10 protein-coding genes and 1 riboswitch are annotated in these 11,317 nt (G+C 47.0%); of the genes, 9 read left to right on the forward strand and 1 reads right to left on the reverse strand.

Annotation, left to right across the window (positions count from 1 at the left end):
* Positions 1-2: 2 nt before the first annotated feature.
* Positions 3-106, forward strand: a riboswitch (TPP riboswitch).
* From thiS to thiH, 4 genes are all read left to right on the forward strand, one after another.
* A complete protein-coding gene (thiS, locus tag B9Y77_RS02515) occupies positions 97-303 on the forward strand; it encodes a sulfur carrier protein ThiS (RefSeq protein ID WP_014545015.1) in 207 nt (68 codons plus the stop codon). (Overlaps the previous riboswitch by 10 nt.)
* Positions 303-947 carry a thiamine biosynthesis protein ThiF gene (gene thiF, locus B9Y77_RS02520; RefSeq protein ID WP_085490343.1) on the forward strand — a complete coding sequence of 215 codons (645 nt, stop codon included), beginning with the start codon at positions 303-305 and terminating at the stop codon, positions 945-947. Before thiS ends, thiF begins: the two co-directional genes overlap by 1 nt.
* 16 nt (positions 948-963) lie before the next feature.
* The gene (locus B9Y77_RS02525; RefSeq protein WP_085490344.1) at positions 964-1,734 is read left to right on the forward strand and encodes a thiazole synthase; all 771 of its coding nucleotides are present in this window, start codon (positions 964-966) and stop codon (positions 1,732-1,734) included.
* A gap of 1 nt (position 1,735) precedes the next feature.
* Positions 1,736-2,998, forward strand: a complete 1,263-nt coding sequence (gene thiH, locus B9Y77_RS02530; RefSeq protein WP_085490345.1) for a 2-iminoacetate synthase ThiH — start codon at positions 1,736-1,738, stop codon at positions 2,996-2,998.
* Positions 2,999-3,103: 105 nt separating this feature from the next.
* On the opposite strand, the gene B9Y77_RS02535 is transcribed toward thiH, so the two are convergent.
* Complete coding sequence (locus B9Y77_RS02535; RefSeq protein WP_085490346.1) at positions 3,104-3,898, reverse strand: type II secretion system protein; 795 nt, start codon at positions 3,896-3,898, stop codon at positions 3,104-3,106.
* 180 nt (positions 3,899-4,078) lie between these two features.
* Between B9Y77_RS02535 and thiE the strand changes: the two genes are divergently transcribed.
* From thiE to B9Y77_RS02560, 5 genes are all read left to right on the forward strand, one after another.
* Complete coding sequence (thiE, locus tag B9Y77_RS02540; protein WP_073424239.1) at positions 4,079-4,717, forward strand: thiamine phosphate synthase; 639 nt, start codon at positions 4,079-4,081, stop codon at positions 4,715-4,717.
* 105 nt (positions 4,718-4,822) lie between these two features.
* Positions 4,823-5,647, forward strand: a complete 825-nt coding sequence (locus B9Y77_RS02545; RefSeq protein ID WP_073424238.1) for a type III pantothenate kinase — start codon at positions 4,823-4,825, stop codon at positions 5,645-5,647.
* Between the two features lie 19 nt (positions 5,648-5,666).
* Positions 5,667-7,157, forward strand: a complete 1,491-nt coding sequence (locus B9Y77_RS02550; RefSeq protein ID WP_085490347.1) for a hypothetical protein — start codon at positions 5,667-5,669, stop codon at positions 7,155-7,157.
* Between the two features lie 72 nt (positions 7,158-7,229).
* Positions 7,230-9,194 (forward strand): polysaccharide biosynthesis protein, encoded by a 1,965-nt coding sequence (locus B9Y77_RS02555; RefSeq protein WP_254899895.1) that lies wholly within the window; start codon positions 7,230-7,232, stop codon positions 9,192-9,194.
* 35 nt (positions 9,195-9,229) lie between these two features.
* A complete protein-coding gene (locus B9Y77_RS02560) occupies positions 9,230-11,218 on the forward strand; it encodes an OmpA family protein (RefSeq protein WP_085490348.1) in 1,989 nt (662 codons plus the stop codon).
* Positions 11,219-11,317: the final 99 nt, after the last annotated feature.

Genomic DNA, 11,317 nt, shown 5'->3' on the forward strand with positions numbered 1-11,317 from the left:
TTTATTGCGCTTACGGGAGCTCGTAAAACGGGCTGAGAGGAAGTTGAAAACTTCGACCGAACCTGATTTGGATAATGCCAACGTAGGGAGGTTCCATTGAACTCAAATCCAGTCAAAATCAACGGTGAAAACGTCGCAGCGGCAGGCATGACCATTGCCGAATATTTGGCGTCCGCAAATTATGATACAAAGCGCATCGCCGTTGAGCGCAATTTGGAAATCGTCCCCAAATCAAAGTATGCTGAGGTCGTCCTCGAAGCGGGGGATGTCGTCGAAGTTGTGAACTTTGTTGGAGGCGGGTGATGGAAAGCGTTCGAATCCCGAGCAAGGAAGAGTTCCGACGCGCACTCGTACAAAAGCAAGGCGAAGAAATCGTTCAAAAATTGGAACAGGCCACAGTTGCCATCTGTGGTGTAGGTGGACTCGGCTCAAACGTCGCCATCAATCTCGCTCGCGCGGGCATCAAGAAGCTCATTCTCGTGGATTTTGACCGTGTTGACGTGACGAACTTGCAACGCCAGCAGTACAAGGCATCTCAGGTTGGAGAGCCTAAAGCGTTTGCGCTCGTCGAAAATTTGAAAGAAATAGCACCGTACACAGAGTTTGAAGCATACGACGAAAAAATCACGGAAGAAAACATCGACAAGTTCGTAGCAAATGCTGATGTTGTATGTGAAGCGTTCGATAATCCCGAAACAAAGTCGATGCTTGTAAACGCTGTGCTTGAAACGTATCCGCAAAAGTATCTCGTAGCGGCCTCTGGAATGGCAGGCACGGATGATGCGAATTCTATCAAGACGCGTAAGATTTCAAAACATTTTTACCTCTGTGGCGATGGCAAGAGCGACGTGACTCAAGGACTTGCGCTCCTCGCTCCACGCGTGCAGATTTGCGCAGCGCATGAGGCGCTCACGATTATCCGGATTATTGCCGGTCTAGAAGTTTAACATAAAGGACATGCAAATGAATTCTGACAAACTTGTTATTGGCGGTCATGAATTTGATTCTCGTTTTATTCTCGGTTCTGGAAAGTATTCCCTCAAGCTCATTGAAGCTGCGGTCAAGGATGCAGGCGCTCAAATTGTAACGCTTGCCGTTCGCCGTGCAAACACGAAGGAACACGAAAACATCCTCGACTACATTCCGAAAAACGTCACGCTTTTGCCGAATACGTCGGGCGCTCGCAATGCCGAAGAAGCTGTGCGCATTGCAAGACTTTCCCGTGAACTCGGTTGCGGCGACTTCGTGAAAATTGAAATCATGCGCGATACCAAGTACTTGCTCCCGGACAATGCCGAAACCATCAAAGCTACCGAAACGCTTGCCAAAGAAGGCTTTGTCGTGATGCCTTACATGTACCCGGATTTGAACGTGGCTCGCGACCTCGTGAATGCGGGTGCTGCCGCCGTAATGCCTCTTGCATCGCCGATTGGTTCGAACAAGGGACTTTGCACAAAAGACTTTATCCAGATTTTGATTGACGAAATTGAACTCCCGATTATCGTAGATGCGGGTATTGGCAAACCGTCCGAAGCATGTGCTGCCATGGAAATGGGCGCAGCCGCCATTATGGCTAACACCGCTCTTGCAACAGCGGGCGACATTACGCAGATGGCTTCTGCTTTCAAGCTTGCAATCGAAGCGGGCCGTAAGGCTTACCTCGCTGGGCTTGGTCGTGTGCTTTCCCGTGGGGCATCGGCATCTGATCCGCTTACAGGATTCTTGAGGGATTAAGATGGCTGAACGCAAAGACAACAATTACTTTTTTGATTCTGGTAATCTCTCGCCTGCGGCTCTAGAACGCAAGCACAGGATCGAAACAGATCCGTCTGTCCGTACGGACATCATGGAATACTTGCCGGGAATGGAAGTGATTCAATCCGACATTCGCGACAAGGTTCTCGATGCATTTGAAAGCTATGATGCTTCCAAGTACACCGCACGCGATGTGCAGTTTGCCTTGCAGCACGACACTTGCTCTATCGAAGATTTCAAGGCTTTGCTTTCTCCTGCAGCTGCTCCGTTCCTCGAACAGATGGCAGCCAAGGCAAAGATTGAGACAGGCCGCCATTTCGGCAACAACGTTTATCTCTTTACGCCGCTCTACATCGCGAACTATTGCGAAAACTACTGCGTCTATTGCGGTTTCAACTGCTACAATCACATCAAGCGTATGCAGCTGAACATGGAACAGATCGAGCACGAGATGAAGGTCATCGCCGACAGTGGCATGGAAGAAGTCTTGTTGCTCACGGGCGAAAGCCGCGCAAAAAGCAGTGTCGAATACATCGGTGAAGCTTGCAAGCTTGCCCGCAAGTACTTCAAGCTCGTCGGCGTCGAAGTTTACCCGGTGAATGTCGACGAATACAAGTACTTACACGAATGTGGCGTTGATTACGTGACGGTATTCCAAGAAACGTATGACCGCAAACGCTACGAACAACTTCATTTGCTCGGCCATAAGCGCGTATTCCCGTACCGCTTCGATTCTCAGGAACGTGCCCTCATGGGCGGTATGCGCGGCTGCGGATTCTCGGCACTTCTTGGACTTTCGGACTTCCGCCGTGACGCACTCGCAAGTGCTCTGCATGTTTACTACTTGCAAAAGAAGTACCCGCATGCCGAAATGAGCCTCAGCTGTCCGCGTCTCCGTCCGATTGTGAATAATGAAAAAATCAGCCCGCTTGACGTTCACGAAAAGGAACTCTGCCAGGTGCTTTGCGCTTACCGCATCTTCCTTCCGTTCGTGGGCATCACGGTCTCGAGCCGCGAAAGCAAGGAATTCCGCAATGGCATCGTGAAAATCGCCGCCACGAAGATTTCCGCAGGCGTCTCTACCGGCATCGGCGACCACGAAAGCAAATACAGTGGTCACGATGATGGGGAAGGCGGCGACGAACAGTTCGAAATCAATGATGGCCGCAGCATCGACAAGATGTACGCCGACATGAGCAGCGAAGGCATGCAGCCTGTGCTGAACGACTACTTGTATGTTTAGCCGTTAGTCATTGGTCATTAGTCATTAGTTAATTTCAAGCGATATCGCAATAGAAAACGCCTCGGAAAAATCCGGGGCGTTTTGTTGAGGAGGAAAATACTCAATTTATTCTATTTTGCTATTTCTACAGCCTTTTCGTCCGTATGTCGAGAAACATGTTCCGTTTTTAGACAAGAATGCGCTTTCCCAGTCCTTTCCATTTGGTAGCATGTACACTTCAACGGAGTAGGGATCACCTGGATTTGTCCAACGTAAATTAAGTGAATAACGAGTGTTATCATCTATTTTTCCGACATTCAGAGCCTTGCTTTGGAAAAGCTTTCGTATCGGTGCAGTTCTGTAGAATGTTTGACCATTGGAATTTGTAAATGGTTTTGAGGTGTAGGTGTCTCCTCCATGGTCGACGTATGATGTTTTGTTTGGAATTCTGTCGGCTATAATTTCAGCCACACCATCAAAGTTTGCGTCTCTAAGGGCGTTGTAGAATGTTCCTGCGTCGCCAACCATTTGGCAGATGTTGAGATTATTGTTGGCTAATTTGGGATGGCTTCCTTGAACATTCATAGAAGTTTTTTGATGCAGTTCTATTACGAATAGGGCTGCTCCAAATTTAGACGATAGACCGTCGTTAAGTCTTTTCGACATTTCCTCTCTAGTTACGGGAGGAATATCTTTGCCTGTGACAGGATCGTAAACTTCCATTGCCGCATTATCCTCAATAAGCGCTAAGTTTAGAGCGTTTCTGAGGTCATAAAGTTTCAACAGGTCGATTTTTTCACGAGCCTTTTCCTCAAAACCAAAAAGTTTCGGCACAGCTACGGTGGATAGGATACCCATAATTGCGATAACCACCATAAGCTCCATGAGGGTAATACCCCTCTTTGAATTCATCGGTTTCATAATATCGCTCCATATGTATGTAGGACTTATCGTCCTTGTTTTTTTTATAAAAATAGATAAGTAAATTGGAATGTAACGCATTTTCGTGATAAAAAAGTAATAAGCGTGAGAAATTGCACAGATTTCAAGCTTTAAGCTGTTTTATTCCAAAATGGATTATTTTTTTCTACCTTTAAAAACATGAAAAATCTTGATACAACGCTCTATTTCATTACCGATAGCACGAGTGTGCCAGCTGAACGTTTTTTACCTACTGTAGAAGCCGCTTGTAAAGGCGGGGCTACGCTTATCCAGCTTCGCGAAAAGAACCGCTCGACACGTGAATACATGGAGCTTGCTGCTGCAACTCATGAAGTAACGAAGCGTTACAACATTCCGTTGATTATTGATGACCGCGTTGATGTGGCGCTCGCCATCGGCGCCGAAGGTGTGCATGTTGGACAGACGGATATGCCGGTAAAAATTGCTCGTCAATTGATGGGTGCAGATAAAATAATTGGGGCGACGACCAAGACCGTTCCTCAGGCTTTAGAAGCTTATGAACAGGGTGCGGACTATCTTGGTGTGGGGGCTATTTACCCGACGACTACTAAAGTTGTCACAATCCTCACAAGTGTTGATACTCTCAAAGCCATTGTGAATGCTGTGCCAATAAAAGTGAATGCCATTGGCGGGCTCAACAAGGATAATATCGATGTGCTCAAGGGTTCTGGCATTTCAGGAATTTGTGCCGTTTCTGCCATTATGAAATCGGCGGATCCTGAAAAAGCGACACGGGAATTGAAACAGGCTTTTTTTAAACTAGTCAATAGTCATTAGTCTTTAGTTATTAGTTTTTAATTTGGCAGCTATGCTGCGATTATAAAAACCAATGACCAATAACCATTAACCAATAACTAATTGATTATTACTATCTTTTTTGCAATGAAAAAGAATTTAAAGAATACTTTGTCGTTTGTTGTTGATGTAGGCAACTCTCACACGGTCCTTGGAATATATAAGGGCGACAAAGTTGTAGATCACTGGAGACTTACGACTCGCAAGCAAACGACCTCGGACGAGGTGATGAATCGCGTGGGCGGTCTCATTCATCTTTCAAAAATCAAGTTAGAAGCGGTGACGCATGTGGGGCTTTCGACTGTGGTGCCGTCTTTGGAGCGCCCGTGGGTCAAGGCTCTGCAGACGCTTCTCAAGCGCCCGGTACAGGTGGTTAGTTCGACGAACTGTTTGAACTGCCCGATTGCATACCCGAACCCAAGTACGCTGGGTGCCGACCGTCTCTGCAATATCATCGCTCTTAAAGAACGAGGATACACCGATGCCATCGTCATTGACATGGGTACGGCAACAACGTTTGATGTGATGAAGGATGGGGGCTTTGCTGGTGGTATTATCATCCCGGGCATCAGCGCTAGTCTCGATGTGCTCACTGAAAAAGCGGCTCGCCTTTTGCCGGTAAGTATTGAATGGCCCAAGCGCCTCATCGCAAACAATACTGACGACGCTATCCGCGCGGGTCTCCTGTTCGGTTTCATGGCTGAACTCGAAACGCTAGTCGCCAAGATTAAGCAAGAAATGGGCAAGAAGGATGTCCCTGTTTTTGCAACGGGTGGCTGGGGTCGCACAGTCGTTGGGCATACCAAAATAATTGATACTTACGATCCGTATTTGACTCTTGATGGTGTACGACTGGTCGCTCTTCGCGGAGATTCAGCAGCCGAAGTCATTGATAAAGACGCGGAAGAATAATTTTTAAGTGGAGGGGAGAATGAAATCAATTCTTGCAGCTCTTGTTCTGGTTGTCGCCTCTTTTGCTGAAACCGGATTTTCTACAGTTGTTGGTGCCGAACGCACTCGCAACTTGCGCGGGCTTGATTACGCGCCGATGCTTTTTGAATACCATCGTCAGACGGTTGGCGAAGGAAATCATTTTTTCACGTATCCGCGTCGCGATACGACGTTCCAAAAAGATTTTTATAAGAATCATAAAAATGCGATGGCTTTCTTTGAAAGCGATAGCAATTCTTCGCACAGGTTCGCCATTGCTGTAAGCCCGATTCTCGGAATCGACTACAAGTCCTCTTCTGCGCTTGGAGATACAATTTGGCCGGCGGTAGATGGTGGGCTTTTCATTCGCGGTTTTGCGGATTCCTTGGACTTTGACCTCGATGCAAGAATCTATTCCGAAGGGCATGCTGCCAAGAAACCTAAGAGCTATGACCACGAAGTTTTCGATGTGCAGAGCAAGGACCGCGGTGATGGTGGTATTGACTATGTGAGTTTTTCCCGCTACCGCGCTCACTTGGCTTTGAATTATGCATGGGCAAGGCTTCAGCTCGCTCGTGATGTCTTGCACTGGGGTCCTGGATACTACAACAATCTTTCGCTTAACCAGTTTGCGCTTCCGTACAATATGCTTTCGTTAGACCTTACTTTTGGTCCGTTGCGCATCTACAGCGTGTATGCGGATCTTCGTGTAACGTCCTGGAGCTACAGCAAAGACAACTTGAACGACCGTAATCTTTACGCTCATCGTTACGAGCTCGCTCTCAAAAATTTCACGTTGGGCATTTCTGAAATCCAGATTCTCTACAATGAGAATAAGCCTTGGTTGTTTGTCCCGATAGCCCCCTTGTTTATCGAAAAAGGGAACTATTCCGAACGCGTCAATAACGGTGCTCTTGCCATCGACATGAACATCCAGCTGTTCAAGTTGGCGCGTATTTATGGTGAATTTTTCTTGGACGATATGGAATCGCCTTATGCCGTTTACCAGAACCGCTATAGCAACAACCGTTGGGCTGCCATGCTAGGTGTTCAGGTCGCTCGTGATATGGAAGTAAAAGGAAAGTTTTTGCAATTAGGAACAATTGCCGAAATTGCCCGAGTTGAACCTTTTACGTACTGCCATTACGACACCGCCCAGGCTCAAATGGCGCATCTTGGACTCCCGCTCGGAAACCCCAATGGACCGAACTCTTTGGCTTTGGATTGGACGCTTTATAGCCGCCTTTTCTGGAATGCGTCTTCGAGCTTTTTCTTTGGTCTCCACAACAAGTGGCTCTGGAAAGGGGTGGATTATGGTAGCGATATCAGCGACCCTTATAAGACTCAACGCAAGAAATTTGTGGATGGAGCACCCCTCCAATATACCATTGCGCCCTCTGTGAACTATAGTGGACAACATATTTCTTATGAGCTGGAGCTAGTTTTTGGAGATATTCGCGCTGTTTTTCTACGTGCTACCTTGCACTGGTAGCCTTTTATAACTATTTTGTAACATAAGAAACCGATTAAAGTTAAAGGTTTTTAACAAAAAGGTATTTTGGCCATGTCCAAACTGATGGGATTGTTCTCGAACTTTAGAATTCGCAAGCGCGTTTTAGCGATTGCAGACGCTTTTATTGTTGTTGTTGCAGGATTGTTCGCTAACATTCCTTTGCCGCTGTACGCTAACGCAATCGATCGTGCTGACTTATTGGCGTTGTTCTTTTTAAGTGTCATCTTGTGCTTTAGCAGCTTGCTTTTCTTTGGTGCCTACAATAAGCTTTGGCGTTATCTTAACCGTTATGATTTTTACACTTGCATTAAGGGCGTGTTTGTCGGTCTCTTGGTAACACACATTTTCTTCTATCTGATTAACGGTAACCTGCATTGGCAGTTCGCTTTGACACAAGCGCTTATCGCTAGCTTTGGCGTTTGCCTTTTCCGCTACATGTTCCGTAAAACTTTCATTTCCTTGGTCAATACGGGACATCAAGAAGCCATCAGAAAGCGTACCATGATTATCGGTGCTGGTAATGCTGCTAGACTTTTGCTCAACGAAATCAAGAACAGTGTAAAGGATGCTCAAAACGGCGTCGCCACATCAAACGCTTCAAAGATTAATCCTATTTGCCTTATTGACGATGATCGTCAAAAAATCGGTAAAACGTACGAAGATGTTCTTGTTGCTGGTTCGACAAGCGACATTCCAAAAATCGCAAAGCAAGAGCAGATTGAACAGATCCTTTTTGCTATCCCGAGCTGCCCGCCGAAAGATCGTCAAGCTATTATGGATTTGTGCGGTAAGACCGGACTTCCGGTAAAGGTCATTCCGTTTGTGGGTACGATTTTGGATACCTCCAATGTCGGAGACGGTTCGACCAGCTTTGCAACGCAGATTCGCGATATCAAGGTCGAAGACTTGCTTGGTCGTGACCCGATCAAGTTTGATAACAAGGACATCCGTGCTTACATCGAAAATAAAGTTTGTATGGTGACCGGCGGTGGTGGTAGTATCGGTAGTGAACTTGTTCGTCAAATTGCAAAGTATAATCCCAAACAAATTATCATTGTCGATATTTACGAAAACAACGCTTACGACATCCAGCAAGAACTTGTGATGGAATACGGAAAGTCTTTGAACCTTGTAACGCTCATCGCTAGTGTTCGTGACTATTTCCGCATGAACCAAATTTTCAAGACTTACAATCCAGAAGTGATTTTCCATGCCGCAGCTCATAAGCATGTGCCGCTTATGGAAAACAATCCGATGGAAGCAATTAAGAACAACGTTATTGGAACATTCAACGTGGCTACACTTGCCATGTTCAATAATGTCAAAAAGTTTGTGATGATCAGTACCGATAAGGCGGTGAACCCGACAAATGTCATGGGTGCTTCCAAGCGCTGCTGCGAAATGATTGTTCGTTTTATGTCTATGCAGAAGGACAGTAACACAGAATTCGTGGTAACCCGTTTTGGTAATGTCCTTGGCAGTAACGGTAGTGTGATTCCGCTGTTCAAGCGCCAAATTGAACAGGGTAAGCCTGTAACAGTGACTCACCCGGAAATCATCCGCTACTTCATGACTATACCGGAAGCGGTGAGCCTTGTGCTCGAGGCCGCAAGTATTGCTCATGGCGGCGAAATCTTTGTGCTCGATATGGGTATGCCGGTTAAGATTGTAACGCTTGCCGAAAACTTGATCCGTATGTATGGCAAGGTGCCGTACAAGGATGTGCCTATCAAGTTCACGGGACTCCGTCCGGGTGAAAAGATCAAGGAAGAACTTTTGATGAACGAAGAAGGCTTGAAGAAGACAAAGAACAAGCTCATCTTCATCGGTAAGCAAATTGATATTGACACTTCCAAGTTCATCAATGAACTTTGGAAACTCAAGAGTGCCGCTTCAGAGAACAATGATGAAATTGCCATTAGCGCACTGCATGAAATTGTCCCGACGTTCACGACTCCAGAAAAGTTCAACAGCACGATTCTGAAGAATTCTGAACCCGCAGCACAAAAAGCTTAACAACCAAACAAACAAAAACCAAGAAGGATCAAAATATGAAAAAGGTCATCTCGCTAGCTCTTTTCTCAGCGACTCTAGCCTTTTCCCAGGCTGGGATCATGGGGGGCACCGATGGTTTGCATCAAATAAATGCAAATACTCTCGGACAGTGGAAAGTTAACTTCGGTACAGGAGGCAACATTACGTTTGGCTCTTGGGGACTCTCTCGTGGTGGTGTCTACGAAGCTAACGGCAAAAGATATTCGTTCAACGATGCTGATGCATCGCTTTCTGGCAATTTCTTTGCTAGCGTTGGTATTTTGGACATCGTGGACATCGGTTTGTCTCTCCCGCTTTATTACGACCATGCAAACTCTAAGGGGCCGAGTGGTCAGGGTAACATGTGGACGACTAGCCGCGGTGACTTGGATCTCTTTACCAAGATCGGTCTTCCGTTTATTTCTACAGAAGACGGTTTCTTCAAGACCGCCCTTTTGCTCGACCTTTATGTTCCGACGGGTGAACAGAGTGCCGGTGTGCGCCCTCGTCACGCTTGGTACCTGAATAGCAAGGCTTACACGCATCCGTTCACTGCAAATAACTGGGCTTTTGCTGCAGGTTTTGCATTCTCCTTCGATTTCAACAAGCTTGGCGCTCCGCTTACTTGGAACTTGGCTGCAAGCTATGTTGCTCCGGCTAGCTATGCTGAAACCCAGACGCTTGTGTATAGCACAGGTGTGAACTGGAATGTCACTTCTTGGATGACTCCGTACTTGGAATTCTCTGCAGAAATGCGTTTGCAGGACAAGGGCCGTTATGACATGGATCCGATGGTGGACCCGATGCTCATCACTCCGGGTTTCCGCTTCCACCTCCCGTATAACATCGAATTCGGCGTGGGTCTCGAAGTCGCAACTCGTATCTTCACGCAGGGCTTTGACCACAAGTACGATGTCAAGAGAGGCAAGGACCATATCGTCTATTATGAAGGCGAACGTGGCGTAAAGGCTTCTTACGGTTATGCCGGTACTCCGTTCTTTGCTGGTGCCGCAGTCTTGAGCTTCGCATTTGATGCTAAGAGCGCACCGAAGGATTCCGATGGTGACGGCATTATGGATGATGTTGACCAGTGCGCACACACTCCGATGGGTGCTCAGGTCAATGAATATGGCTGCCAGGTTGAAGATCTTCGCAGAATCGCTTTGGAAAAGGCTTACAATGATTCTCTCGCTCGCATCGATACCGACAAGGACGGCATTCCGGATCTCAATGACAGATGCCCGAATACTGTTGCTGGTATTACTGTGGACTCTCTTGGTTGCATGCTTGACTTCGATAAGGACGGCGTTGCAGACAATCTCGATCAGTGCCCGAACACTCCGGCTGGCGTTCCTGTAAACGCTGCTGGTTGCCCGATGGACTTTGACAAGGATGGCGTTCCTGACTACCTCGACAAGTGCCCGAACACTCAGAAGGGTGTGGAAGTCGGTTCTAACGGTTGCTTGCTCGATACCGACAGAGATGGCATTACCGACTCTAAGGACAAGTGCCCGAATACTCCGGTTGGCTATGCTGTAGACTCTCTTGGTTGCTTGCCGGACTACGATAAGGATGGCGTTGCTGACGTTATTGACAAGTGCCCGAATACTCTCCCGGGTGTTCGCGTGGACGAAAAGGGTTGCCCGATCAACAAGAAGGAAGACCTTGATCAGCTCAAGAAGGGTATCAACTTCAAGACCGGTTCTGCAAAGCTTACCAAGAGCAGCTATGGCACTCTCGATGATATTGCAGATCTCATGCTCAAGATTCCTGAAGCAAACCTCGAAGTTCAGGGTCATACCGACAACAAGGGTTCTGAAAAGAAGAACTTGAAGCTCTCTGAAAATCGTGCCGCTGCTGTGGTTAACTACCTCGTGAAGGTGGGTGTTGCCAAGGATCGTCTCCGTGCTGCTGGTTACGGCAGTGCAAAGCCGATTGCAGACAACAGCAATGCTACTGGCAGAGCTCAGAACCGTCGTGTTGAACTCGTTCCGTTTGCAAAATAAAACGTGACAAACTCTATCTAAAAAATTAACGCCTAATGCACTAACTGATTGTCTGGTTAGTGCGTTAGGCTTTTTTAGATGACAATAATGGTAAAAAAA

The sequence above is a fragment of the Fibrobacter sp. UWB13 genome (assembly GCF_900177805.1).
Classification (GTDB): Bacteria; Fibrobacterota; Fibrobacteria; order Fibrobacterales; family Fibrobacteraceae; genus Fibrobacter.